Source organism: Promicromonospora sp. NPDC050262 (genome assembly GCF_040655935.1).
Taxonomy (GTDB): domain Bacteria; phylum Actinomycetota; class Actinomycetes; order Actinomycetales; family Cellulomonadaceae; genus Promicromonospora.
On sequence record NZ_JBFAKX010000016.1, the window covers coordinates 1 to 24,893 of the forward strand.

Consider the following 24,893-nt stretch of genomic DNA (forward strand, 5'->3'; position numbering starts at 1 on the left):
CGGGGTCTCGGGCTCACCGGCTCCCCCTACGTGTCAGCCCGACGTGTCAGACGTACAGGTCACTCCGGTGACCTGTACGTCTGACACGTCTCAGGCGTCAGCCGTGGGCGACGACGGCGCGGGGGCCGTCGTCTCCAGGGCGTGGATGAGGGACTGCGCGTCGTACGGGCCCGTGTGCCGGCGGCCGTTGACGAAGAACGTCGGCACCGCGGTGACTTCCATCGCCTCGGCGTCGAGCACGTCGTCGCGCACCCGGCCCGCCACCTCCGGGGAGGTCAGGTCCCGCTCGAACCGGTCGACGTCGAGCCCGAGCTCCTCCGCCCTTCGGACGATGTCCGAGGGGAGCTGGTTCTCCTGGTCCAGCAGCAGGCTGCGCTCCATGTCGAAGAACTTGCCCTGCAGCGCGGCGGCCTCCGCCGCCTCGGCGGCGGCGACGGCGTTCGGGTGGTACCGGTCCAGCGGCGCGTGCCGCCAGACGTACCGCAGCCGGTCGCCGAGCTCGCGGTGCACCTCCTGGATGGCGCCCGAGGCCTTGGAGCAGAACCCGCACTGGAAGTCGCCGTACTCCACCAGCGTGTACGGCGCGTCCGCCGGGCCGAACACGTGGTCCCGGGCCGGGTCGACGGGGCGCAGCAGCGTGGCCCCCGCCTCCTTGGACGGGTGCACGCGGTCCGAGGTCTTGAAGATCACGGCGGCGAGCAGGAACGCGACCATCGACGCCGTGAGCACGCCCACCCGTGCCTCGTTCTGCACCGCGGCGTCCTCGATCGCGAGGTCGACGATGAACAGCGAGATCGTGAAGCCGATGCCGCACAGCGCGCCGCCGCCGGCGAGCCGGTCCAGCGTCAGCCCTGGCCCGAGGTCCCCGAGGCGGAACACACGCATGACCGTCCCGGTGCCCAGCACGCCGATGAACTTGCCGACCACGAGGCCCACGATGATGCCCCAGGTGATCGCGGAGCCGGCCGCCGCGGCCAGGATCTCCGCGTTGATCTGCACGCCCGCGTTGGCCAGCGCGAACAGCGGCAGGATCACGTACGCCACGTACGGGGCGTAGGCCGACTGGAGCCGCTCGTTGATCGAGATCGACTCGCGCAGGCTGTTCGCCGCGGCCCGCGCGTAGTCGCTGTTCGGCGACTGCCGGAACGTGCGTGCCAGGGTGAGCGCGTGCTCGACGTCGCGCCGGCTGGGCCGGTAGACCGGCACCAGGAGCGCGATGGCCACGCCCGCCAGCGTGGGGTGCACGCCGGACGCCAGGAACGCCGCCCAGACGATGATCGAGAGCGTGGCGTAGATGGGCCCGCGGCCGGTGGGCACGTACCGCGTGAGGTAGACGCCCGCCAGGCCCACGGCGGCGATCACCAGCGGGAGCGGGTCGAAGTTCTCGGTGTAGACGAGCGCGATGATGCTCAGGGCTCCGATGTCGTCGACCACCGCGAGCGCCAGCAGGAAGACTCTGAGCCGGCCGGGCGCGCGTGGCCCGATGAGGGCGAGCGCGCCGACGACGAACGCCGTGTCCGTCGAGATGACGACCCCCCAGGCGTGCTCCCAGCCGGAGCCCCGCGCGATGAGCACGTAGAGCACGGCGGGCACCACGAGCCCGGCGACGGCGGCGGCCACCGGGACCATGGCGCGCGACCAGCTCGTGAGCTCGCCGATCGCGAACTCGCGCCGCACCTCCAGGCCGACGGTGAAGAAGAAGATCGCCATGAGCGCGTCGTTGACCAGGGCGTGCAGCGTGAACTCGAGCTGGAAGTCGCCCACCCCGACGTTGAGGTGCGTCTCCCAGAACTCGGTGTACGACTCGTAGGAGATGTTCGCCCAGAGGATGGCCGCGAGAGTCCCGACCAGGAGCAGGAGGGCGCCGAGGCGGCTCTGGCCGAGCGAGCGGATCCACACGGCGATGGACGGCCACCGCGGCCCTGGGTCGTGCGTCTCGGGGTCGGGTGACCGCTCGATAATGGTCAGGTTCGCCATCTTTTCTCCTGTTGTCGCGGGTCACCACGGCCGGCCAGCATGAAAAGTAGTGATTCTTGTCGCTCAGATTAGTGGGCGCGTCGCCGCGCGCCGGGTAATTTCACCCGCGCCCGGACGACGTCGGACCCGGCCCCGTCCGGCCCGCCCGCCCCACCAGCCCGGCCCCGCCCGCCTGACCTACGCTGACCCCCATGCCCCTGGATCCCGAGACCGACCTCGACAGCGACTTCGAGGCGGTCGGCATCGACGACGACACCCGGCTGGTCTACCGGTACGTGCTGGCCCAGGGCACCGTCCGGGTGGACGACGTCGCGCAGGACGTGCCGCTGGAGAGCACCGACCCGGCCGGGATGCTGGCGCGGCTGCGCGCGGCCGGGCTGATCAACCGCACCAGCGGGGGCGACGGCGAGTACACGGCGGTCGACCCGCGCGTGGCGCTGCGGGCGCTCACGGACCGCACCGCGGCGCAGCTCGACCGGGTCCGGGCGACGATCCCGGACCTGGCCGGCCTGTTCGAACAGGCCTCCGACGCCGCGGGCTCCGGCGCCGGCGTGCACGTGATCGACGACCCCGCGCTGATCGGCGCCTGGTACACCCGCCTGGAGCACGAGGTGACGGGCGAGTTCATGGCTTTCGACCGGCCGCCGTACGTGCTCGCGGACGAGAACCCCGTGGAGCCGCTCGCACTGGCGCGCGGCGTCCAGTGGCGGGCCGTGTACGCGGCGGAGGTGCTGGACATCCCCGGCGCGTGGGCGGAGCTGCGGTACGCGGCGTCGGTGGGCGAGCAGGCCCGGATCGCGCGGACGCTGCCCACCAAGCTGGCGATCGCGGACCGGCGCACCGCGCTGGTCAGCTCCGACCTCGACGCGCTGCGGCCGGCGGCCGTCGTCGTCGAGGGCGGCCCGCTCGTGGACCTGCTGGTCGCGGCCTTCGAGGCGGTGTGGGCCGACGCGGTCGAGATCCCGGCGTCCGACAGCCTGGAGGGCACCGCTCCCCCGGACCGCGGGCCGGGCAAGGACGACCGGGCGCTGCTCGCGCTGCTCGGCTCCGGGGCCAAGGACGAGGCGATCGCGCGAGAGCTCGGCCTCTCGGAGCGGACGCTGCGGCGGCGCAGCGCGGACCTGCTACGCCGGCTGGGCGCGGCCAACCGCTTCCAGGCGGGGGTCCAGGCGGTCCGCAAGGGCTGGCTCTGACGACGTGTCAGACGCTCAGGTCACCCGAGTGACCTGAGCGTCTGACACGTCGGTGGGCGGGGTGAAAAGTGCCCTGCCGCGTGACGCCCGTGTAAAACCTTGCGGCCGGTACCGGCCAGTGGCCAGATACGGCCATTACGCCCATTGCTCGCACAGGGTAGCGCGGACTAGACAGCCCTCATGCAACCTCTGCCCTCCGGCCGTCGCCGGGGTCTCCTCCTGGGGAGCACCCTCGTCTCGGCCTCCCTGGTCCTGTCACCCGGAGCCGCCGTCGCGGCCCCGGACGCCGCACCCGACGCCGATCCGGTGCGCGTCATCATCGAGCTCGACTCCCCCACGGCCGCCGACGTCGTCGGCCAGGAGGCGGTCGCCGCCGCACGTACCGCCACCGGAGCCGGGGCCGCCCGGGCGCGCAGCGCCTTCGCCGCCGACTACCGCGCCGCCGTCGACGAGGTCGAGGAGGCACAGGAGGGCGTCACGTCCTGGGCCGAGAGCGAGGGCGTCGAGCTCGACAAGCCCGAGTCGGTCACCGGCCTGCTGTCCGCCGTCGTCGCCACCGTCGACCCCGCGGACCTGGCCGAGCTGCGCTCCGCCCCGGGCGTCGCGCGCGTCACCGAGAGCGCAGCGGTGCGCATCCTCGGCGACGAGGCGAACATCCCCGCCACCGGCGCCCCGCAGGTCTGGGAGCGCACCGACGCGGACGGCGCGCCCGTCACGGGCGAGGGCCGCACCGTGGCGATCATCGACACCGGCATCGACTACACGCTGGCCGACCTCGGCGGCGGGTTCGGCCCCGGCCACCGCGTGGTCGACGGCTACGACTTCGTCAACGACGACGCCGACCCGATGGACGACCACATGCACGGCACCCACGTGGCCGGCATCGTCGGCGCCGGCGGGGACAACCTGACCGGCATGGCGCCCGACGTGACGTTCACGGCGTGGAAGGCCATGGACGCGAACGGCGGCGGCACCACCGAGGACCTGCTGCTCGCGCTGGAGGCCGCGACGAACCCGCTGGGCGACCACCCGGCCGACGTCGTGAACATGAGCCTCGGCACCCCCGGTGACGGCACCGACCCGCTGGGCCGCGCCTCCACCGCCGCCGTGCGGCAGGGCGTGGTGGTCGTGGCCGCGGCCGGCAACTCCGGCCCCTACGACCAGACCGTCAGCTCGCCGGCCGCCGCCGAGGGCGTCATCGCCGTCGGCGCGCAGGTGACCGGCGTCGCCGACCCGACGCTCACCCTCGACGGCGCCCACGCGGGCGACGCGCCCCGCCCGCTGGACGTGACCCGCTTCCCGATGTCGGCCAACCCGCCGGCCGAGGGCATCACGGGCCGCCTGGTCGACGTCGGCGACGGCTTCGACGAGGAGGACTACGAGCAGGCCGGCGACGTGCGCGGCGCGATCGTCGTCATGCAGAGCATGACCACGACCTCCCTGGGCCAGGTGCAGGGCCCGCACCTGCTGCAGGCCCAGCTCGCCGAGGAGCACGGCGCCGTGGGCGCCCTGCTCTACACGCCCAGCCCGACCGACCCGGCGGGCGACGGCGGCGCGGGTCCCCAGGGGTCCGCGAACATCCTGGCCGGCGGCGGCTTCGACCTGCGGCGCGAGTCCCTGGTGATGATGAACATCGCCTCGGCGCAGTACCAGACCTTCAAGGCCGAGGTCGCGGCCGGCACCGTCTCGGGCACCATCGGCTCGGTCGACCGCACCGACACGATCACCGACTTCAGCTCCCGCGGCCCGAGCGACGCCATGACGCTCAAGCCCGAGATCGTGGCGCCCGGCTTCGAGATCATGTCCGACATCCCGGCCATGTTCGGGGTGGACGGCGACCAGTACCGGATGTCCGGCACCTCGATGGCCGCGCCGCACGTCGCCGGGGCGGCCGCCCTGCTGGCCCAGGCCCGTCCCGAGCAGACCGCCGAGCAGCTCCGCGCAACCCTCATCGGCAGCGCGCAGCCGCTGGAGTCCGACGACGCCGACGTGTCGCCGTCCGCCCAGGGCGCCGGCAAGCTCGACGTCGCCGCCGCCGTCGACCAGAAGGTCACGGCAGCCCCCGACGCCGTCTCCCTGGGGCTGGCCGACATGGGCGGCAAGCCCGCCCGGACCAGCACCGTCGTGCTGCGCAACTCGGGTACCAAGGCCGTGACGGTCAAGTTGTCGGCGAAGCCCGCCGCGACGAGCACCGGCAAGGCCGAGCTCTCCGCGCGCCAGGTCAAGATCCCGGCCGGCCGCAGCGCCTCGGTCGACCTCACGGTCACTCCGGACACCACCAGCCCGGACGCAGGTGACACCGAGACCTCCGGCGTCGTGGTCGGCGCCGTCTCGGACGGCACCACCGTGCGCATCCCGTACGCGGCCTACGTGCGCCCGCTGCAGGTGCAGTCCTCGCCGACCCTGGCGACCGGGAGCACCGAGGTCTTCGTCTACGCACCGATGACGCCCGAGGCGACGCCCACCGCGACGGCGACCGCCCCGTCCGGCGAGAAGTACACCGCCGCGCTCACCGCCGTCAGCACCAGCCCCGGCTGGTTCCGCGGCACCGTGCCGCTCGACGAGCCCGGCACCTACCGGCTCGACGCCCGCGCGACCGTGACCGGCCGCACCCTGACCGGTACCGGCGGCGTGCAGTCCGAGGGCGCCGACCAGCCGGGCGAGTGGGAGCAGGTCGGTCTCTCCGGCGCGGCCCGCGAGCTCGCCACCTCCCCCACCACCCCGGGGACCGGCCTGGCGATGGCCGGGTCCGGCGTGCACCCGTTCGTCACCACCGACTACGGCCGGACCTGGCAGCGGGTGCGCAGCATGCCCGTCGCCGACGGCTGGGGCATCCCCGTGGCCGACACGGCCACGCCCGGCGGGTTCTACGTGGCCCTCAACGGCGCCGCCGGCAAGGTCACGCTCGACCCCAGCTACTCCGGCCGCATCGTGCACACGCCCGACGCCGGGGCCACCTGGACGGTGCTGCCCTTCCCCGACGTCGCGATCAGCGAGCTCGTCGCCCACGGTGACGCGCTGGCCGCGGTCACCAACGCCGGCCTCTACCTGAGCAGGGACGGCGGGCAGCGCTGGAGCCGCGTCGCCCCGGAGTGGGACGGGCTCGTGTACGGCGCCGCGTTCGCGGACGACGACCTGCTCATCGCCACCTACGACGGTGTCTACCGGATCGCCGACGTGCTGTCCGGCGGCCGCGAGGTCACCCGGCCGTACGTGACCACCGACTACGCCGACCGCCCGCAGGGCGTCGTGGCCGACGGGTCCACCGCGGTCCTGGTCCGCGGGGACGGCGTCTCGCTGACCTCGGCGGACGGCGGGGCCACCTGGACGGAGGGCGCCGACACCGAGCAGTCCTACGTCACGGTCACCACCCTGACGAACGGCACCGTGTACGCGTCGGGCCTGTCGTCGTACAGCACCAGCGACGACCTCGGCAGGACGTGGCAGACCCACCCGCTGCCCGTGCGCGGGCCGCTCGCCACCGACGTCGACCACTGGCCCGGGACCCCCGACGCCCAGATCGTCATGTCGATGGAGAACGCCGGGATCTACACGACCGACGACGGCGAGGAGTGGACCAAGGCCGGCGTCTCCGGCTCCGACGTCTCCGGTGTGCACGCCGGCGTCGACGCCGACGGCGAGCCCGTGCTGCGCGCCGTCGACTTCGAGGGCCTGCACCAGCAGTCGCTGGCCGACCTCGGCCCCGACGCGCAGGACTGGGGCTCGATCGGCCACGAGGGCGTCATCGGCCGCCAGGTCTCCGAGGTGGCCCAGTCGCCGCTGGGCGACCACGACGTCTGGGCCGTGGGCACCAACGCGTTCGGCGGCGGGCGCATCCTCACCGCGGGCGCCGGCGAGTCCGACGCCGACCTCGCGCAGGTAGGCCCGACGGGCGGCTTCAGCCCGACGGCGCTGGCCGTCTCCCCGCACGCCGAGGACACGGTGGCCGTGGGCTACACCTCGCTCGTGGACACCGGCCTCATGGTCTCGACCGACGGGTTCGAGACCTGGACCAGCTACGCCCACGAGGTGTACGTCCAGCAGATCGTCGTCGACCCGACGAACGAGCGCCGGCTCTGGCTGGCGACGACGTCCGGCCTGTACCGGTCGGACGACCTCGGCAGGACGATCACGCGGCTGACGCAGGACGAGGTGCGGTCCGTGTGGGTCGACCCTGCCGACACCGACCACGTGGTGGTCGGCGAGACGCCGGGCATCCGGGTCAGCACCGACGGCGGCAGGACCTTCGCCGACGCCGAGGTGCCGAACACGTCCGCCGCGGTGGGCACGTTCGTGGCCGTCGAGGTGCCGGACGGCCCGGCCGCCGGCACCGAGCTGCTGGTCGCGGGTGCGGCCCGCTGGCGCCCGTACGGCCTCGCGGCCAACGGCGCCGGGGTGCTCGTCTCGGCGGACGGCGGCGCCACGTGGGCGTCGGCGTCGCACGACCTGACGGCGATGTCGGTGCGGTCCCTGACCGTGAGCCCCGACGGCGCCTGGGTCTACGCCGGCACCGACGAGGGCGGCGTGCACCGCAGCGCCGTCAGCGCGCTGGTGCCCGCCGACCTGCTGCCCGCGGCGACCACGACGCAGATCAAGGCCCCGGCCTCGGTCCGCCCGCTGGAGCCGTTCCTGGTCAAGGTCACCGTGTCCGCCGACGACGTCACGCCGTCGGGCCGCGTGACCGTCACCGTGGGCCGCGAGGACGACCGGCACCCGTACGAGCGGACGGTGAGGCTGCGCGACGGGAAGGCCGACGTGCTGGTGCCGCCGCTCCTGCGGGCCGGCGACTACACGATCACGGCGGAGTACGCCGGGACCGACGAGCTCGCGGGCTCCGAGACGACGGCGGACCTGGAGGTGAAGCGGCGCTGAGGCACTGCTGAGGTGCGGCGCGCTGGGGCGCGCCGCCGCTGACCGCCCCGGTGGTCGGTAGGACGTCAGGTGGTCGGCAGCTCGGGCTGCCGACCACCTGGCGTTGTGCCGACCATCCGCTCTTCCACGGACCACCTGCCCCTGGCCCGCTCGCCGCGCTCCGTGCGGGCGGCGGTGGCAGGGTGAGCGCATGACGACTCCTCCTGCGGTGCGGGGCACGGCCCCCGACGTCGACACGGTGCTCGCTCCTCTCGCCGGGATGCTGCCGGACCTGCGCGAGATCTACGTGGACCTGCACGAGCACCCGGAGCTGTCGTACGAGGAGACCCGGACGGCGGCCCTGGTCGCGGAGCGGCTCGCGGCGGCCGGGTACGTGGTGCACTCCGGCGTCGGCGGGACCGGCGTCGCCGGGGTGCTGACCAACGGCGACGGGCCGTGCGTGCTGCTGCGCGCCGACATGGACGCCCTGCCCGTCACGGAGGACACCGGGCTGCCCTACGCCAGCACCGTCCGCACCACGACGGCCGACGGCGTCGAGTCGGGCGTCATGCACGCGTGCGGGCACGACGTGCACGTCACCGCCCTGCTCGGCGCCGCCGACGTGCTGGCGCAGGGCCGGTCCGCGTGGTCGGGCACGCTGGTGGTCGTCTTCCAGCCGGCGGAGGAGCTCGGCACGGGCGCCCGCGCCATGGTCGACGACGGCCTGTACGACCTCGTGCCGCGCCCCGACATCGTGCTGGGGCAGCACGTCGCGCCGGTCGCGGCGGGCCTGCTCGGGCTGCACGCCGGGCCGGCGTTCGCGGGCACCGACATCCTGGACATCCGCCTGATCGGCCGGGGCGGCCACGGGTCACGGCCGGAGGCCACGGTCGACCCGGTCGTGATGGCGGCCTCCACGGTGCTGAAGCTGCAGACGATCGTCTCGCGCGAGGTCGCGGCCGGCGACGCCGCCGTCGTCACGGTGGGCCGGCTCCAGGCGGGCACCAAGGAGAACATCATCCCCGACGAGGCCAACCTCGGCGTGAACATCCGGTCCTTCGACGAGGCCGTGCGGACACGCGTGCTGGGCGCGATCGACCGCATCGTGCACGCGGAAGCCGCCGCCGCGGGGGCGCCGCAGCCGCCGCGGATCACGCCCGGCGAGTCGTTCCCGCCGTTGTTCAACGACCCGGCCGAGACCGAGCGCACACGCGCGGCCCTGGCCGCCCGGTTCGGCGCCGAGCGGGTCATCGACCCGGGCGCGGTGTCCGGCAGCGAGGACGTCAGCGTGCTCGCCACCGCCGTCGGCGTCCCCCTGGTCTACTGGCTGCTCGGCGGCTGGGACCCGGCCGCGTTCCTCGCGGCGGAGCAGGCGGGCACGACGGCCCGGGACATCCCGTCCAACCACTCCCCCCGGTTCGCGCCCGTGCCGCACCCCACCCTGGAGACGGGCGTGACGGCGCTGGTCGTCGCGGCACTGGACCGGCTGGAGACGCCGCTCGGCGCGTAGCCGTCAGCCAGCGGGCCCTCAGCGGGCGGCCAGGGCCTCGACCAGCGCCGTCATCCGCTCCGCGGTGCCCTCGTGCTCCCCGAAGTGCACGGCAAGCTGGGCGGCCCCGGCCTCGCGGTAGGCGACGACGGCGTCGGCGACCTGCGCGACCGGCGTCCGCCCGTCCCAGCCGATCCGGAGGGCGGGCGCGACGGCGCGGTCGCCCGCCAGGTCGGCGAGCACCGCGGCTCGCTCGGCGAACGCGGCCGGGCTCGCGGGCAGACCCTGCCAGACGTCGCCGTAGCGGGCCGCGCGGCGCAGCGCGGCGTCGCTGTTCCCGCCGACCATGATCGGCACGGGCCTGTCGGGCACCGGCTCGAACACGCCCTGCTCGTAGGAGAAGCGCCGGCCCCGGTACGGCGCCGGTCCGCCCGCGAACAGGTGCCGGAGCAGGGCCAGGGCGTCGTCGGTGACGGCGCCGCGACGGGCGTGGTCGGCGCCCACGGCGTCGAACTCGGGGACGTTCCAGCCCACCCCGACGCCCAGGACCACCCGGCCGCCGGAGAGCTGGTGCAGGGTCGCGACCTGCTTGGCGAGCACGAACGGGTCGCGCAGCGGCACCACCAGCACCGACGTGCCGAACCGCAGGCGCTCGGTGACCGCGGTGAGGTGCCCGATCGTCACGAGCGGCTCGTACACGCCGCCGAACGTCGCCCCGTACTGCCCGGGCGGCAGCACGTGGTCGGGCAGCCACGCCGTCGTGTACCCGAGGTCCTCCGCCGTCCGCGCCAGGTCGACCAGGGTCCGTACCGGCATCGCCGGGGACTCGTCGGGCAGCACCACCTGCAGCTCCATGCCTGACCGAACCCGCCCAGACCCGCTCCCATTCCCTTCCCCACCGCGCGCCCGCATGGTTTGCTTCGGGCCGTGGAGATCATCGTGACCAGCGTCGTCGCCGTCCTCGGAACCCTGCTCGGCTCGCTCGCGACCCACTACTTCCAGCGCCGCAACCGCGCCGACGCGGAGCGCTTCGAACGCGGCGAACGCCTCCGGCAGGAGCGGGTGAGCGCGTACACGACGTTCGGCGGCGCGCTGGTCAACCTGCGCCGCGCGCAGATCGACCGCTGGTTCGCCGAGCACAGGGAGCGCGCCGGGGACCCCGAAGCGCTCAGGTACGAGAGCTACCGGATGCGCACGAACGCGCTCGAAGCGCTCTTCCGGGTCCAGCTCGTGACGGAGTCCAAGGAGCTGATCGAACTGGGCCAGCAGGCGATGGACGACATCGACCTCCTCACGGCCGACCTCCCGGCCGAGGAGCTCAGCGATGCCCGCGACGCAGCCAAGGCAAGCATCTTTCGTTTCGTGGAGACAGCCCGCAAGCACGTCGAGGTGGCATAGCTCGCGGGACGCCTCGGTCTGATCGCACCCTCGAATCGCCGCGACGAGTTGAAAGTGACGTCCACCTGCGCACTGCAAGCCTGGTCTCTATACCGGTCCAGCCATGTGCCCGGCGTTTGGCCTGATAGAGCGCGGTATCAGCAGCCCGCATCAGGGCATCGAGTGTCGCCCCCGGCTCCACCGCTGCCATTCCGAGAGACACCGCGACGCTCAACGCAACACCGCGTGCTCCGATCGGTCTCCCGATCTCTTCTCGAAGCCTTTCCATACCCTCTGCCTCCGGAACCTCCTGCAGTGCCAGGACGAACTCGTCTCCACCCCAGCGGCCGATCAGATCGTCAGGCGCAAAATGACGCTGCAGCCGCTCCGCGACGGCCCGCAGCACACGGTCACCCACCTCATGCCCATATGTGTCGTTGATCGACTTGAAGGAATCAAGATCCGCGATCAGGACAACAGCGGGAACGATCGGAACGCCATCATCCAGGGCGTGCTCGACACGCCGCGCCCATGCCCCGCGCGCCCATACCTGGGTAAGCCCGTCATGCTCGGCCAGCAGCAGCCGGCGCTCCGTCTCCCGCAGCCGCCGCATGTGTTCCCCAAGCTGTCGGCGCACGATGCGGAGCTCACCTGCGACCTTTGCGGACTGTCTGTCAGCCTCGGCCGCCTTCCGCTCTGCATCAGCCGCACGCTGCTTCGCTGTTCGCAGTCGCAGCCATGTGAAAGCAATGAGAATCGCGAATGAGAGAGCGACGACAAGCGAGCGATCACGAAGTTCGCGCACCTGGGTCGGGTGCCAACAGCTCATGGAGCAGTGTGTCGCGCACAACACCACCACCCCCGCAACCGACCGGCACATTCGGCCCTGAACAACATCTCATCGACAAGCCATCCGACCTCTGCTCGACGAGTTGACCAGCAGTATCGGTATCAGCGACCGCCGCGCACGCTCTCCAAGCCCAGTCGCAGACCTTCGGGTAGTTCCTCGACGATCCCGCTACCCTGCTGCTCTGGTCCCGGAAGCTGGAGGAGGAACGATGCCTTGATCACGTTGTCGACATCCGGGTCGCCACGTATGAACCAGCCATCCAGAAACGCGAGCAGCGCACGCCAATCGAGCTCGACGAACTCGCCCGCCTCACTCGCGTTGTAGGCGGCCAGCAACTCGGGAGTGACCTCGACAGCCAGGAACACGTACGCAAATCCATCATTGCCGTCGTCGAGATAGCCCTCCAGCTGATCTCGGAAGGATGCGAACGTGCTCGCCAGCTCGCGTGCGAAGAGCTCACTGGTCTCCATCAGCACCCCACCCCGTAGTCGCCCCATGAACCCTTGTACCTGCCCGCGTGTGCATCGTCGATCGCCTGGACCATTCCTTCCGCGATCTCACGATCACGGGGACTGAGCACGATGGCCTGCCTCCTGCCGCCCTTCGGCTTGTGAGTCGCGGTTCCCGCCAGCATGCTCACCAGTCTGGCCCGGTACGGGGCGGTGCTGAGCACGTGATCCGTATTGTTCACCAGCTGCCCGGTAAGAACCTGGTGGTTGGCTGCGGCCAGAGCCGTTCCATCACCGATGGCATCCGCACTGCCGACACCGTGCGACATCGCATTCACGAGGTTCTGCAGGAAGGGGTTCTCAAGACTGTTGTGAACCAGTACCGCAGCGTCATCGACGCCCGAGGACACGTAGAAGGTGTGGTCCTGGTCCACGGTGAGGTTGTGCACCGTCGCGTGCTCGCGCCCGATGTCGACGTGCACCACCTGGACCCACGTACCGGCGCTGGTCTTGAGCCACTGGCCGGACCGGAGATCGATCGCCTCGACCCACATCCGCTTCTCCGGGCTCCAGAACGGGTGCCCGTCGGTAGCCACGATCTTCTGTTTGTCGCCGGCAGCGTCCACAACCGTGAGCGTGACCAGGTTCTTTTCACCAGTGCCTGTGATGTGCGCGGTGACGAGACGACCGCCCGCCAGGTCGCTGGTCGTCTCACCGGCAGCCAGAACCTCGTCGCCTGGCTCGACGTTCTCAATCGGCTTTCGGGCACCATTCGCTAGCAGGACGAGAGTGCCTGGCAGGAAACTGTTGACCGGACAGCTCGGCGCCGGTTCGTTGACCTTTCCTGTGTCACCCTTGCCGGTGGTGTCAGCCTTCTTCTTCGCAGCGTCAGCGCGTGCCTTGGCCTTCGCCTGGGCCGCGAGCTGTTTGACCTTCGCGTCCGCCGCGGCCTTCGCCTTGGCCGCCTTCGCCGCAGCCTCCCGGGCTGCCTTCGCGGCCGCCGCCTTTGCGGCTTCAGCGGCCTGTTTCGCCTTCTTGGCGCCGGAGAGGATCTTCTGCGCCCACTTCAGCTCGCTGGAGAAGGTCAGCACGGCCTTGCCGGCCTTGTAGATGGCCTCGCCGATCTTCGCCGCCTTGAAGATCTTGCCCCAGGGCAGCGCACCGACGACGAGCATCACGCACGCACCCAGGTCGCCGTTCAGGCAGCTCATCAGGTCGTTGATCCCCAGGAACTCCATGAGGATCTGCCCGCCGGCCTCCAGGATGACGTCGAGCATCGACTTGCCCTGGAGCTGCTGCGCCTTGGCCACGTCCTCGGCGCTCGGGCCCTCGACCTCCGCGCCGGGATCGTTCGGGTTGGACGTGGTGTCCGCGCCGGTGGGGCTCTCGGTGGTGCCGCCGCCCGTCGGACCCTCGATCTCCCGCTCGCCCGTCGGGTCCGTGAACACCATCGGGTTGTTGCCCGCGTACGCGTACGGCGAGGATCCGATCGGCTGCGCGCCCGCCGGGTCCATCGACGAGAACCGCCCCGTGCCCGGGTCGTAGTTCCGCGCCCGCATCGCGTAGTTGCCCTCGCCCGTCGTCGGGTCGAGGTACGCGCCCGCGAACCGCATCGGGTTCTTGATCGTGTCGCCGGGCTGGGCGTCCGCCAGCGGTCCGACGCCGGTCAGCGTCGCGCCGTCGGCCGAGGCTCCGTCACCAGAGTCCGTGTCGCCTGAGGCGTCCTCGCCGGCAGCACCCCCCGCCGCCTCGGCAACCGCCCCGGCGAGCGTCGCCCCCTGCCGCGGGTTGCCGAACGGGTCGTAGTCGTACCCCTCCTCGACCTGACCGTCGGCCGAGAGCATGTTCGCCACACCGCCCAGCCAGTCGTGCGTGTAGACGTGCGCCCCGCCCTGCGTCTCCAGCAGCGCGAGCGGTTCGTCCGTGGGCCCGTAGGCGAAGGCCTGCCGGCCCTGCACCACGCCGTTCACGTCCGTCAGGGTGTCGACGGCGATGTTCTCCAGCGACCCGTTGATGTCCCACGACCAGTGCCGGGTCTTCGCGCCCGCGCCGACACCCGTGATCGCGTCCAGGCGCATCCGCGTCGCGTCGTAGGTGTAGTTCGTCCGCACCCCGCCCACGGTCGCCCGGGCCAGCGTGCTGTCCAGGTTGTACTCGAGGCGGTCGTCGCCCGCGCGTGTCTGGTTGCCCAGCAGGTCGTAGCCGTACTCCTTGCGCTCGACGTCCGGCCGGCCGTCCTTGGTGCCGAACGTGACCTCCCGCAGCAGCTGGCTCGCGTGGTCGTAGGTGTACCGCGTCAGGTCGTCGCCGGCCGTGCCGGTCCGCTTCTGCTCGGTCCGGTTGCCCAGCAGGTCGTACTCGTACGAGATCCGGCCGGCGGCCTTGCTCCTCGGTCCGCACTCGTGCGCCGCGTAGCAGGCGTCCGTCACACGGTTCGCGTCGTCGTACGCGTACGCGACCCCCTCGGTGACGCCGCCGCGCGTGGTCATGACCTTCGTCGGGTTGCCCACCTCGTCGAGCGTCAGGTCGAACGCGGACACCGGGTCCTGCACGCCGTCCACCGGGTCCCCGGTGCGCTCGGTGCCGATCGAGGTGAGCCGACCTGCGTCGTCGTACGCCCGTTCCTCGGTCAGGCCCGTGGTCGCCGGCAGCGTCGTCGCCGTCCGGCGTCCGGCGACGTCGTACGCGTACTCCCAGCGCGCGCTGTTCGCGCCCACCGAACCGCCGGCCGCCGTCGTGGAGGCGAGCCGCGAGTCGTCGTCGTACGTCGAGGTGATCGTCGTGCCGTCGGGGTAGGTGCGGTCGGTGATGTTGCCGCGCTGGTCGTACCCGTAGGTGAAGGTCTCGGTGGCCTGGTTCGCCTCCTCCCGGACCACCTTGGTGATCTGGTCCTCGTCGTCGTACGTCACGGTGCGCACACCCAGCGGGTCGCCGTACGACGTCGTCCGGTCCTTCGCGTCGTACCCGTACGTGTACGCGGGCCCGCCCGAACCCACCTGCTGGCTGGTCAGCCGGCTGCGCAGGTCGTACACCGAGGTGATCGTGCGCTCGGCCCGCTCGGCATCGCTCAGGTCGTCCAGGTCCTCGCGCCGGTCCGTCGTGATGCTCGAGACGGCGTTCGACTCGGCGTCGTACCCCACGTGCGTGGTCCGGCCCAGCGGGTCGGTGGTGGCCGTCGGGCGGCCGGCGTCGTCGTAGGTGACCTGCGTGCGCCCGCCCTGCGGGTCGCGCACGCCGACCACGCGGCCGTCGTCGTCGTACGCGAGCACCGTCGCGAAGGCCTGCGAGAACAGCGGCAGCCTCGGCGCGTCCGGCTGGCGCACGTGGCTCACCTGGTCGTCGTCGCGGTAGGCCACGTAGGTGGTCCCGCCGCGCGCGTCCGTCACCTCGGTCGGGCGGCTGTTCGCGTCGTAGGTGGTCGACGTCGTGTTGCCGAGCGGGTCGATCTCGCGCACCCGGTTGCCCGCCAGGTCGTACTCGTAGCGGGTGGTGAAGCGCGCCTTGTCGGCGCCCTCGACGTTGCCGCGCGGCTCCGTCACCGACGCGAGCAGCCCGTCGTCGGTGTACGCGTACGTCGTGACACCGCCGGTCGGCGAGATCTCCTTGATCTTGTTGCCCGCCGCGTCGTACTCGGTGCGCGTCGTCTTGTCGCCGGCGTCGGTGCGCGTCGTCTGCCGGCCGTTCTTGTCGTACCCCATCGTGGTGGTGCGGCCCTTGGTGTCCGTCACGGAGCTGACCTGGCCGGTGTTGCTCCGCTCGAAGCTGGACGTCTTGTTCAGCTCGTTGATCGACGCCGTCGTCCGGTCCAGGGCGTCGACCTTGATGTCGCGGTCCACGTGCTCGCCGCCCGGGTACGGCATGCGCATCCGGACCGGGTTGTCGTTGGCGTCGTAGAAGTACTCCGTGGTGAAGTCCGCCCGGTCGGCGCCGGGCACGTTGCCGCGCGGCGAGGTCACGGTCTTGACCAGGCCCTTCGCGTCGTACGTGTACGACGTCGTCAGGTCGTCGCCCCGCATCCGCACGCCCTCGGACTTGCGCCGGCCGGCCGCCGTGTACCCGAACACGAGCACCCGGCCGCCCGCCTCGACCTTCGACTGGAGGCCGTTGTCGAGGTAGTGGTACCTGCTGACCACGCCCTCGGGCGAGATCTCGCGGGCGAGCCGGCCCACGTCGTCGAACACCGACCGCCAGCCGTGGGTCTTGCCCGGCTCCTCGACCTCGACCACGCGGTCCTGCTCGTCGTAGTGCGTCTCGGTGGTGTAGCGCCGGCGGTCGCGCGGGTCCGCGGTGCCGCGCGGGTCGGTCTGCGCCACCTGGCGCCCGGTCCTGTCGTAGAAGAGCTCGCTGCGGCGCCCCTCCGGCGAGACGACGGCGGACAGCAGCCCCGCGTTCTCCTCGCCGTCCGGCAGGTACTCGTAGCGCGTGACCTTGTCCCGCTGGTCCGTCGTGGAAGTGCGCAGGCCGCGGTCGTCGTACTCGTGCGTGATGTCGTTGCCCTCGGCGTCGACGCTGCGCACCAGCTCGTCGAACGCGTTGTACGTGTTCTTCCAGACGTTCCCGTTCGCGTCGGTGAACTCGATCGGGTTGTTCCGGTCGTCGTACCTCGTCTTCTCGTCGAAGCCCTGCGGCGCCACGGCCTGCGTGGGGTTGCCCTGCGCGTCGAAGCGGACCACGTGCTGGTACTGGTTGCCGTTGACCACGAGGTTGCGGTCCAGCCGCGCGTTGTACCGGTGGTTGTCGGCGTCGCCGGTGCTGCGCTGGCTGTAGAGCAGCACGTTGCCGCGGTAGCCGTCGTAGACGGAGACGTCGTCGGCGTCGGTGCTGCGCGCCTCCTGCTTGTCCGCGTCCCACGCGAACGTCATCTCGGCGCCCACCCCGTCGCGCTGGGCGACGACGCGCCCGCCGGTGGCGTACTCGTTCTGCACCGCGACCACGTCGTGCGGGTCGACCACCTCGGCCAGGCGCCCCTCGGCGTCGTACCGGTACTCCCAGACGTTCCCGCGGGCGTCCTTCACCTTCGCCAGCAGGCCGTCGGCGTACTCGAAGCGCACCTGGCGCCGGTCCGGCAGCACCACCTTCTCGATCAGCCCGTCGGCCAGGTGCGCGACGGCGGTGCGCCCCGACGCGTCGGTGATCCTGACCTCGTCACGGTCCACGTCGTGGCCCTTGTCGTGGCCCTTGTCGTGGCCCTTGTCGTCGACCTCGACGTAGGCCAGGCGCACGCCGTCCTCGCGTGGGCTGAGCACGGCCGCGAGCCGGCCCGCGGCGTCGAACCGGTACCGCACCTGCCCGGGGGTGACCAGCGCCCAGCCGTCGCCGTCCTTGCGGAGGTTCGAGCGCACGCCCGGCGGGCGCGTGTACCCGTCGCCGTCCGGGGTGTAGAGCGCCTCGGCGCCGTCCTCGGCGCGCACGATGACGCCGTCGTCCGTCTCGGTGACGCGCATGTCGTACGACCAGGCCCAGCCCACGCCGAACGGCCCCTGGCGGTTGTTCGCCGAGGAGTAGGTGCGGGCGCTGGCGAACGGGATGCCGAACGAGGCCATCTGCAGGTCGCGCTCGACCCGCACGAACGCGCCGGTGCCCGTGTTGACGCCCACGCCGCGCTTCGCCTGCCCGACGGCGGTGGGGGCCAGCGCGTTCCCGCACCCGCAGCCTGCCGCCTGGTCGTCGGGGATCGCCGGCGGCAGGATCGTCGCGCGCGGCCGGGAGTCGCCCGACGGCTCCGAGACCACCTCGTCGCCGCCCGGCAGCACCGCCGCGACCGTGACGAAGTAGTTCTTGTCCTCGTCGAGCTCCCAGCCGTCCTGGGCGCCGAAGCTGCGGCAGAACTCGGCCCCGCCGCAGAACCGCGGGCCCTCCAGCTCCGCGCGGCTCAGCCGCACCGACTCCTGCTCGGTCTGTTCGTCCCCCTCGTACAGCCGCACCACGGCGGCGGTCCAGTCGGGATCGACCTCGCCGCCGTCGAAGTACAGGACCAGCGAGGTGTCACCGAGCACGAAGCCCGGGCGCAGGTCGATCCCGGTGAAGCCTCCGGCGGCGGCGCTCGGGCGAGCGCTCGTGGCGGTGGGGGCCGTCAGCGCTCGCCACGCCGTCGCCGTCACCTCGGCCGGCTCGCCCCCGGCCCGCACGGCCTCCGGCACCACCGGCGGCCGCTCGTCCTCGGCGTAGGCGGTCGACCGCCGCACACCGTCCGGCATCGCCCGGTCCGCCGGGCCCTGCCCCGGCGTGGCGGCCTGCGGCACGGACGCCGCCTCGGCCTGTTCCAGCGGTGCCACCGCGATCAGCAACGACGCCGAGAAGCCGACGGCTACTGCCAGCGCCAGCCAGCGTCGGAGCAACCAGGTGCTGACAAGGTGGTGCGCACGTGCCTCGGACATCGCCAACCCCCGTGTTGGTGTGTTTCCTGAGCAGTTCGTCGACGGAGCCGCCCCTGGACGGTCACCCGACAACGAGTGTGAGCACGCTGAACGCTTCCTTCAACTGGTTTTATCCGGCTTTTCGTGTACGTATGCATTCAGTCGACATGAAACACGCTGGTCAGCGCGTTCTTCACCCGCGAGAAATGCGCCAGATATTCGTCCGCGAACCCTCGGGCGCCCGGCGCCCCCCGGACCTCGGACGCTCAGGCCCGCGGCTCGACGGCCCCCATGGCCTGGTCCACCAGGTCCGCGAACGACTTCGTCGCACCTCCGGCGAGCCAGGCGTGCTGTGCCGCAAGGAGGCAGCCCAGCGCGGCGGCGACGACGGCGCGCGGCGTGGGGTCGTCGTCCGCCCACGCCCGGCCCGCCGCCGCGGCGCGCTCGCGCACGACCTGCTCGGCCGCGCCCTGCACCCGTTCGAGCTTCTCCAGGTAGCGCGCGAGGAGGTCCGGCGTGCCGAAGATGACGCGCTGCATGGGCTCGGCGAACTCGACCTTGCGCGGCTCGTCGAAGTAGGCGATGAGCAGGTCGAACGAGTGCCGCATGGAGACCCACAACGGCTCGCCGGCGGGCCGCGAGCGCAGCGTCGCCAGCAGGTCCTCGGCCACGAGATCGAGCTTGCCGAGGACGATCTCCTCGCGCGTCGCGAAGTACCGGTAGAGCGTGCGCCGGGACATGCCGACGGCCTCGGCGATGTGCGCCATGGTCGTGGCGTCGTAGCCGCGCTCGACGAAGAGCCGTTCCGAGGTCTCGGCGATGTCCCGTTGGATCGCTCGCCGCGTGCGTTCTCGTAGACCGGTGCGCGCCTCGTTCATGAGCGTCGAGGTTACACGATGCGCCGTGGTTGACACACTGTGCCAGTCAACGCATGCTGTGTCACATGGACAACCCCGCTCGCAAGACCATCGTGATCACCGGCGCCAGCGACGGGATCGGCGCGGCGGCCGCCCGCGCGCTCTCCGGCGCCGGACACCAGGTCGTCGTCGTCGGGCGTTCGCCGGACAAGACCGAGCTGGTCGCCCGCCCGCTGGGCGCGGACCACCTCGTGGCCGACTTCGCCCGGCTCGCCGACGTCCACCGGCTGGCCGCGACGCTCGACGAGACCTACCCCCGGATCGACGTCCTGGCCAACAACGCGGGCGGCATCCTGGGTGACCGGACCAAGACCGAGGACGGTTTCGAGCGGACGCTCCAGGTCAACCACCTGGCGCCCTTCCTGCTGACGAACCTGCTGCTCGACAAGCTGCTGGCGAGCCGCGCGACCGTCATCCAGACGTCGAGCGCGGGCGCGCGGCTGTTCGGCCACCTCGAGCTGGACGACCTGGACCACGACCGGGACTTCACGCCACACCTCGCCTACGGCACGGCCAAGCTCGAGAACATCCTGTTCACCACCGAGCTGCACCGGCGGTTCCACGGGCGAGGCCTGTCGTCGGTCGCCTTCCACCCGGGCGGCGTCGCGACGAACTTCGCGGCCGAGAGCACCAGCTTCATGCGGCCCCTGTACCGGAGCCGGATCGGCAAGCTGGTCCTGGCCACGCCCGAGCGCGGCGCCGCACAGCTCGTCCGGTTCGCGCAGACCGAGCCCGGCGTCGACTGGCAGTCGGGCGCGTACTACGAGCGCGGCCGGGTGGCCCGCCGCACCCACCCCCAGGCGCTCGACGCGGACCTGGCCCGCCGGCTCTGGGACCGCTCGGCGGAGCTGGTGGGCGTACCCGTCCGCTGAGGCGTGTTTCGCCGGGCCGTCGGGCCAGGTCCTGGCGGCGCCGCAGTCGCATCCCGCGGTCACCTCTCGCGGCCGACGGCCGGACGGCGCCGCCCCCAGCTCCTGACGGTCTCCCGGCAGGCCGCGACGTCGTCGTCGGCGACCAGCAGCACCAGGTTGCCCACGTGGTCGCTGTACTGGACCCGCACGTCGACCCCGGCGTCGCCCAGGCGCCGGGCGAGGGTGCCGAGCTGGCCGGGAGTCTCCTGGTCCAGCCGGGCGAGGACGACGTCGCGCACCACCGCCGGGCCGAGCCCCGCCGCCGTGACCGCCCGGAGCGCGCGGGCGCCGTCGTGCACCAGGTAGTGGGCGACCGCGACGTCGCCCATCGTGAAGACGCCGCCGCCCTCCAGGCTGACGCCCGCCGCACCGAGGGCCTCGCCCAGGTCCGCGAGCGCCCCGGGGCGGTCGGGCAGGCGGACCTCCAGGTCCCGCAGGTGACCCTTCATCCGACCGTCACCGCTAGGCTGACCTCGACGGGGACCGCCAGCGAGGCGGCCACGTAGCAGGCGTGGTGCGCCTGTTCGGCCAGGTCCCGCACCAGCGCGTCGTCGGTCCCGCCGGCCACGCGGACGGTCACGGTCAGGCGGATCGTCCCGAGGCGCTGGGGCGCGGCGGTCAGGTCCAGGTGGCTGGAGGCATCGTCGTCGTAGGCGAGCACGTCCACCCCGGCGCGGGCGGCGGCCCCGAGGAAGGAGAGCATCTGGCACGACGACGCCGCCATCACCACGAGCTGCTCGGGGTTGAGCCGGTCGGGGTCCCCGCGGAGGGCGGAGTCGGCGCTCAGCTCGACCACGGGGGTGGCGGGTGCGGCGGTCGCGACGTGGTCGCGCGAGTAGGAGCGGATGCCGCCGCCGGTGGAACCGGCCCAGTGCAGGCGGGTGGCGTAGGGGTGGGACGGCGTGCTGGGTGGCTGGCTCATGCCGGGACCGTAGGTCGGAAACCCTTCGGTGGACGCCGAAACGTCCGCGCCATACCGTCGGGCGATGGCCCGGGACCGAGACTTCACCGTGGTGGGCCGGGCGCTGTCCACGCCGGCGCGCTCCGTGTTCCTCAACCTGCTCCTGGACGGGACCAGTCGTCCGGCGGGCGAGCTGGCGACGGCGGCCGGCGTGAGCGCCTCGACCGCCTCGGAGCACCTGACCGTTCTGGTCGACGCCGGGCTCGTGACCGCCCGGACGCAGGGTCGGCACCGCTACTACGCCCTCGCGGGCCAGGACGTCGCGGCCGCGCTGGAGTCCCTCGGCGTGCTGGCCGACGCCGCGCCCGTCTCGGGGTACCGCCGCAGCCGTCGGGCCGAGTACCTGGCCGCCGCGCGGTTCTGCTACGACCATCTCGCCGGACGCCTCGGCACCGGCCTGACGGACGCCTGGGTGCGGTCCGGCTGGCTCGCCGGGCGCGACGAGCTCGCCCTGACCGACGTGGGCGCCGTCGGGCTGCGCGAGCTCGGGGTGGACGTCGACGGCGCCGTCACCGCCCGGCGCCCCACCACCCGGGCCTGCCTGGACTGGACCGAGCGCCGGCCGCACCTGGCCGGGGCGCTCGGCTCCGCCGTCGGTACGCGGTTCCTCGACGCCGGCTGGGTGACCCGGCACCGGTCCGGACGGGGCCTGGACGTGACCGACTCGGGACGGTTGCTGGTCCGGGAGACGTGGGGCCTCGACCTGGTGGAGCCGGGACGCGCGCGGGTCAGGTAGGCCGGGTCAGTCCGTCGCGCGCGGCCCGCGACCCGCGCCGCCGGTCCACTGCCGGCGGAACCAGCCCTCCCAGGTGTGCCCGCCGAACCGCTCGCCGGCGGCGACCAGGTGCTCGAAGGAGTGGTAGCCGGCGGGCAGCGGGACACGCCACGGCGCCGGGGTCGAACCACCGACGGAGCCCTTGGCGCGGTAGCGCCGCAGCCGCGGCATCCCGGCCGGCTCCTCCTCCCGCATCGGCACGATCTCCAGCGCGATGCCCCGCTTGTCGGTCACGCGCAGGGCCCCGAAGACCTTGCCCTTGACCCAGCCGCTCACCTTGGCCTTCAGGTGGTCGACGGGCCCGCCGATCGTGGGCAGCTCCGGCGGCAGCTCGAAGGCCAGCCCGATGCGCTCCGCCTGGGTCCACCGGACCAGGTCCCAGGACGTGCCGTGCCAGAACCAGATGCCCGCGACGTCGACCACGATGCCGCGCGGCCGGGTGACCCGCCAGAACGAGGCGATGAACAGCACGCACAGGCCGCCGAACAGCAGGCCGAAGAACCCGGCGATCCACTTGGCGGCGGGGTCGGGGTCGGTCACGACGGCGTAGCCGCACGCCCAGCCGAGCGGGCCGGTCAGCAGGATGCCGACCACGAGGGTGATCGCGCCGAGCCGCCCGAGGTCCAGCCGGTGCGCGTCGGGCGAGAGGACCGGCGCGGCGCCGCCCGCGGCCGCGCCCGTCATGTCCTGATCTGTCACGCGCGCAGCGTAGTGCACACGCCCCGACGCCGGGCGGCAGACGGTCGGGCGAGTGGCGGTCGGGCGAGCTGCGGTCAGGCGGCGGCCGGTGCCGTCAGGCCCAGGAGCGCCAGGCTGTTCCGCCAAAGCGCGTCGAGCTGCGACGGGTCGTTGAACACCTTGGCGAAGAGCACGAGCCCCTCGAGCTGGGCGACGATCGCCTTGGCGGCCCCGTCGACGCCGTCGGCCAGGGGCTGGACGTCCCCGGACTCGACGGCCGCGGCGAGCCGGGCCGAGATCATCTCGATCTGCTCGTCGAAGATCTCCTGCAGGCGCAGCCGCACCGGCTCGTTCTGGGAGCTGACCTCCAGGGCGAGGTTGCCGAACAGGCAGCCCGCGACCCAGCCGGTACCCGTCAAGGCGTCGACCTGCATCTGCGCGGTGGCGTCGAACAGCCCGCGCAGCCGCTCGAGCATGGTGCCGGGGCCGTCGAGGATTCCGGTCCACACGCCCTTCTGCCACGACCAGTGCCGGTCGATCACGGCCAGCGCAAGCGCCTCCTTGGACGGGAAGAAGTAGTAGAACGACCCCTTGTTCACGCCGGCGCGCGCACACAGCTCCGCGACGCCGATCGAACCGTAGGGACGCTGGGAGAACAGTTCCACGCCCGCTTCGATCAGGCGTTCACGACCATCTGAGCTTCTCGGCATGTTGACAGCATACGACCGGTCAACTATAAATGGGAACCCCAGTAGTTGACCGACCGTCTACAAAGGAAAGAAGACCATGAGCACTCGCAAGGTTGCCGTCATCACCGGAGCGTCCCAGGGCATCGGCGCCGGCCTGGTCGACGCGTACCGCCAGCTCGGGTACGCCGTCGTCGCCAACTCGCGCTCCATCGACCGGGACGAGGCCGACGACCTCGCCGTCGTCAGCGGAGACATCTCCGACCCCGCGACCGCGGACCGGATCATCAAGACCGCCGTCGAGCGCTTCGGCCGCGTCGACACGGTCGTGAACAACGCGGGCGTGTTCATCGCCAAGCGGTTCACCGAGTACACCGCCGCGGACCTCGAGACCATGGTCGGCATCAACGTCGCCGGCTTCTTCCACCTCACGCAGCGGGCGATCCCCCTCATGCAGGCGGCCGGCGGCGGCCACGTGGTGAGCATCACCACGACCCTCGTCGAGAGCGCGCTGTCGGTGTTCCCGTCCGCGCTCGCCTCCGTGACCAAGGGCGGGATCGCCTCGGCCACCCGCGCCCTAGCCATCGAGTACGCGGCCGAGGGCATCCGCTTCAACGCCGTCTCCCCCGGCGTCATCAAGACCCCGCTCCACCCCGAGGAGACCCACGAGACGCTCGCCGGCCTGCACCCGCTGGGGCGCATCGGCGAGGTGGACGACGTCGCCCGCGGCGTCCTCTACCTGGAGCAGTCACCCTTCGTCACGGGCGAGTTCCTGCACGTCGACGGCGGGCAGATCGCGGGCCACTGACCCGCCCGGGGCGGCCCACCCGGGCCGCCCCGCGCTCGGCCGGGCAGCCCGGCCGACACCCCCGGCCGGACATCACGGCCACGCAGCGCACCGGCCCCCGGACCGGGACGAGGAGAAGGAATCATGGTTCAGCACGACACCAGCGAGCACGACACGAACGAGCGCGACGCGATCCAGCCCGGCGACACGGCTCCCGGCGACACGGCTTTCGGCGACGCCACCGCGGTGATCTCCGCGCTGCTCGACCGGTGGTCCGACGGGATCCGCCGTCGCGACCTGGCGCACATCGCCGCCCAGTTCACCGAGGACGCCCTGTTCCAGGGCTTCGACCCCGAACCCTCCTTCGGGCGGGACGCCGTCTCGGCGTACTACGGCAAGCAGCCCGCGGGTCTCACCGCGGACTACACCCTGATCCGCACCAGCGCCCTGGGCGACCACGCAGCCCTCGGCTACGCCGCGGTCGCCTTCCACCGCCCCGGCGGACCGGTGAACGTCTTTCTCACCGTCGTCGCGGTCCGCGAGGAGGGAAGCTGGCTCATCAGCCACTACCACGTCTCGCGCGTGCAGTAGCGGGGCGCAGCAGCAGCCGCGCAGGACCTGTCGCGCGGCACCGGC

General features: G+C 72.4%; 18 protein-coding genes. 8 read left to right on the forward strand and 10 right to left on the reverse strand.

The annotated features are described in order from the left end of the window. Window positions 1-90: 90 nt before the first annotated feature. Window positions 91-1,977, reverse strand: coding sequence for a Na+/H+ antiporter NhaA (gene nhaA, locus AB0I29_RS21220; RefSeq protein ID WP_357485434.1), 1,887 nt, complete (start codon window positions 1,975-1,977; stop codon window positions 91-93). Window positions 1,978-2,168: 191 nt separating this feature from the next. Between nhaA and AB0I29_RS21225 the strand changes: the two genes are divergently transcribed. The 3 genes from AB0I29_RS21225 to AB0I29_RS21235 all read left to right on the forward strand — a co-directional run bounded on the left by AB0I29_RS21225 (window position 2,169) and on the right by AB0I29_RS21235 (window position 9,531). After that, window positions 2,169-3,170: a helix-turn-helix transcriptional regulator gene (locus AB0I29_RS21225; RefSeq protein WP_285106179.1), complete on the forward strand. Its 1,002-nt coding sequence runs from the start codon at window positions 2,169-2,171 to the stop codon at window positions 3,168-3,170. Window positions 3,171-3,350: 180 nt separating this feature from the next. Beyond that, the gene (locus tag AB0I29_RS21230) at window positions 3,351-8,042 is read left to right on the forward strand and encodes a S8 family serine peptidase (protein ID WP_357485438.1); all 4,692 of its coding nucleotides are present in this window, start codon (window positions 3,351-3,353) and stop codon (window positions 8,040-8,042) included. A gap of 259 nt (window positions 8,043-8,301) precedes the next feature. Beyond that, window positions 8,302-9,531 carry an amidohydrolase gene (locus tag AB0I29_RS21235; RefSeq protein WP_357485715.1) on the forward strand — a complete coding sequence of 410 codons (1,230 nt, stop codon included), beginning with the start codon at window positions 8,302-8,304 and terminating at the stop codon, window positions 9,529-9,531. Between the two features lie 18 nt (window positions 9,532-9,549). Here the strand turns inward: AB0I29_RS21235 and AB0I29_RS21240 are convergent, their stop codons facing one another. Beyond that, window positions 9,550-10,365, reverse strand: coding sequence for a TIGR03619 family F420-dependent LLM class oxidoreductase (locus tag AB0I29_RS21240; protein WP_357485441.1), 816 nt, complete (start codon window positions 10,363-10,365; stop codon window positions 9,550-9,552). Window positions 10,366-10,437: 72 nt separating this feature from the next. Here AB0I29_RS21240 and AB0I29_RS21245 point away from each other — a divergent pair, with 72 nt between their 5' ends. Beyond that, window positions 10,438-10,908, forward strand: coding sequence for a hypothetical protein (locus AB0I29_RS21245; RefSeq protein WP_285106184.1), 471 nt, complete (start codon window positions 10,438-10,440; stop codon window positions 10,906-10,908). Here AB0I29_RS21245 and AB0I29_RS21250 read toward each other — a convergent pair. The 4 genes from AB0I29_RS21250 to AB0I29_RS21265 form a co-directional block, all read right to left on the reverse strand. Next, entirely contained in the window at window positions 10,829-11,767 is a 939-nt protein-coding gene (locus AB0I29_RS21250) for a GGDEF domain-containing protein (protein ID WP_357485444.1), read from the reverse strand. The genes AB0I29_RS21245 and AB0I29_RS21250 overlap by 80 nt on opposite strands. A 71-nt stretch (window positions 11,768-11,838) precedes the next feature. Beyond that, window positions 11,839-12,207 (reverse strand): hypothetical protein, encoded by a 369-nt coding sequence (locus AB0I29_RS21255; RefSeq protein WP_357485447.1) that lies wholly within the window; start codon window positions 12,205-12,207, stop codon window positions 11,839-11,841. Further along, on the reverse strand, window positions 12,207-18,563 hold the full coding sequence (locus tag AB0I29_RS21260; protein WP_357485450.1) for an RHS repeat-associated core domain-containing protein: 6,357 nt from the start codon (window positions 18,561-18,563) through the stop codon (window positions 12,207-12,209). The genes AB0I29_RS21255 and AB0I29_RS21260 overlap by 1 nt, the downstream gene beginning before the upstream one ends. A gap of 245 nt (window positions 18,564-18,808) precedes the next feature. Beyond that, window positions 18,809-19,420: a TetR family transcriptional regulator gene (locus AB0I29_RS21265; RefSeq protein WP_285106192.1), complete on the reverse strand. Its 612-nt coding sequence runs from the start codon at window positions 19,418-19,420 to the stop codon at window positions 18,809-18,811. A gap of 65 nt (window positions 19,421-19,485) precedes the next feature. Here AB0I29_RS21265 and AB0I29_RS21270 point away from each other — a divergent pair, with 65 nt between their 5' ends. After that, window positions 19,486-20,331 (forward strand): SDR family NAD(P)-dependent oxidoreductase, encoded by an 846-nt coding sequence (locus AB0I29_RS21270; protein ID WP_285106194.1) that lies wholly within the window; start codon window positions 19,486-19,488, stop codon window positions 20,329-20,331. Between the two features lie 59 nt (window positions 20,332-20,390). Here AB0I29_RS21270 and AB0I29_RS21275 read toward each other — a convergent pair whose 3' ends face one another. Both AB0I29_RS21275 and AB0I29_RS21280 read right to left on the reverse strand, forming a co-directional pair. Next, the gene (locus tag AB0I29_RS21275; RefSeq protein WP_357485454.1) at window positions 20,391-20,819 is read right to left on the reverse strand and encodes an ACT domain-containing protein; all 429 of its coding nucleotides are present in this window, start codon (window positions 20,817-20,819) and stop codon (window positions 20,391-20,393) included. Beyond that, a complete protein-coding gene (locus AB0I29_RS21280; RefSeq protein WP_357485456.1) occupies window positions 20,816-21,292 on the reverse strand; it encodes an OsmC family protein in 477 nt (158 codons plus the stop codon). Before AB0I29_RS21280 ends, AB0I29_RS21275 begins: the two co-directional genes overlap by 4 nt. 64 nt (window positions 21,293-21,356) lie before the next feature. On the opposite strand from AB0I29_RS21280, the gene AB0I29_RS21285 reads away from it, so the two are divergent. Next, window positions 21,357-22,067, forward strand: coding sequence for a helix-turn-helix domain-containing protein (locus tag AB0I29_RS21285; RefSeq protein ID WP_357485459.1), 711 nt, complete (start codon window positions 21,357-21,359; stop codon window positions 22,065-22,067). A 6-nt stretch (window positions 22,068-22,073) separates the two neighbouring features. Here AB0I29_RS21285 and AB0I29_RS21290 read toward each other — a convergent pair whose 3' ends face one another. Both AB0I29_RS21290 and AB0I29_RS21295 read right to left on the reverse strand, forming a co-directional pair. Continuing rightward, the gene (locus tag AB0I29_RS21290) at window positions 22,074-22,805 is read right to left on the reverse strand and encodes a hypothetical protein (RefSeq protein ID WP_357485462.1); all 732 of its coding nucleotides are present in this window, start codon (window positions 22,803-22,805) and stop codon (window positions 22,074-22,076) included. 74 nt (window positions 22,806-22,879) lie between these two features. After that, window positions 22,880-23,494, reverse strand: a complete 615-nt coding sequence (locus AB0I29_RS21295) for a TetR/AcrR family transcriptional regulator (protein WP_285106201.1) — start codon at window positions 23,492-23,494, stop codon at window positions 22,880-22,882. 76 nt (window positions 23,495-23,570) lie between these two features. Between AB0I29_RS21295 and AB0I29_RS21300 the strand changes: the two genes are divergently transcribed. Together AB0I29_RS21300 and AB0I29_RS21305 are read left to right on the forward strand one after the other, a co-directional pair. Continuing rightward, entirely contained in the window at window positions 23,571-24,278 is a 708-nt protein-coding gene (locus tag AB0I29_RS21300; protein ID WP_285106202.1) for an SDR family oxidoreductase, read from the forward strand. A gap of 123 nt (window positions 24,279-24,401) precedes the next feature. Then, window positions 24,402-24,848 (forward strand): SgcJ/EcaC family oxidoreductase, encoded by a 447-nt coding sequence (locus AB0I29_RS21305; RefSeq protein WP_357485470.1) that lies wholly within the window; start codon window positions 24,402-24,404, stop codon window positions 24,846-24,848. Window positions 24,849-24,893 lie beyond the last annotated feature (45 nt).

Bases quoted from the DNA above. Each gene is read 5' to 3' on its own strand.
- AB0I29_RS21265 (WP_285106192.1), bottom strand. From the start codon at position 19,420: ATGAACGAGGCGCGCACCGGTCTACGAGAACGCACGCGGCGAGCGATC.
- AB0I29_RS21260 (WP_357485450.1), bottom strand. From the start codon at position 18,563: ATGTCCGAGGCACGTGCGCACCACCTTGTCAGCACCTGGTTGCTCCGA.
- AB0I29_RS21295 (WP_285106201.1), bottom strand. From the start codon at position 23,494: ATGCCGAGAAGCTCAGATGGTCGTGAACGCCTGATCGAAGCGGGCGTG.
- AB0I29_RS21285 (WP_357485459.1), top strand. From the start codon at position 21,357: ATGGCCCGGGACCGAGACTTCACCGTGGTGGGCCGGGCGCTGTCCACG.
- AB0I29_RS21235 (WP_357485715.1), top strand. From the start codon at position 8,302: ATGCTGCCGGACCTGCGCGAGATCTACGTGGACCTGCACGAGCACCCG.
- nhaA (WP_357485434.1), bottom strand. From the start codon at position 1,977: ATGGCGAACCTGACCATTATCGAGCGGTCACCCGACCCCGAGACGCAC.
- AB0I29_RS21240 (WP_357485441.1), bottom strand. From the start codon at position 10,365: ATGGAGCTGCAGGTGGTGCTGCCCGACGAGTCCCCGGCGATGCCGGTA.
- AB0I29_RS21275 (WP_357485454.1), bottom strand. From the start codon at position 20,819: ATGAAGGGTCACCTGCGGGACCTGGAGGTCCGCCTGCCCGACCGCCCC.
- AB0I29_RS21280 (WP_357485456.1), bottom strand. From the start codon at position 21,292: ATGAGCCAGCCACCCAGCACGCCGTCCCACCCCTACGCCACCCGCCTG.
- AB0I29_RS21305 (WP_357485470.1), top strand. From the start codon at position 24,402: ATGGTTCAGCACGACACCAGCGAGCACGACACGAACGAGCGCGACGCG.
- AB0I29_RS21255 (WP_357485447.1), bottom strand. From the start codon at position 12,207: ATGGAGACCAGTGAGCTCTTCGCACGCGAGCTGGCGAGCACGTTCGCA.
- AB0I29_RS21250 (WP_357485444.1), bottom strand. From the start codon at position 11,767: ATGTGCCGGTCGGTTGCGGGGGTGGTGGTGTTGTGCGCGACACACTGC.
- AB0I29_RS21225 (WP_285106179.1), top strand. From the start codon at position 2,169: ATGCCCCTGGATCCCGAGACCGACCTCGACAGCGACTTCGAGGCGGTC.
- AB0I29_RS21300 (WP_285106202.1), top strand. From the start codon at position 23,571: ATGAGCACTCGCAAGGTTGCCGTCATCACCGGAGCGTCCCAGGGCATC.
- AB0I29_RS21270 (WP_285106194.1), top strand. From the start codon at position 19,486: ATGGACAACCCCGCTCGCAAGACCATCGTGATCACCGGCGCCAGCGAC.
- AB0I29_RS21230 (WP_357485438.1), top strand. From the start codon at position 3,351: ATGCAACCTCTGCCCTCCGGCCGTCGCCGGGGTCTCCTCCTGGGGAGC.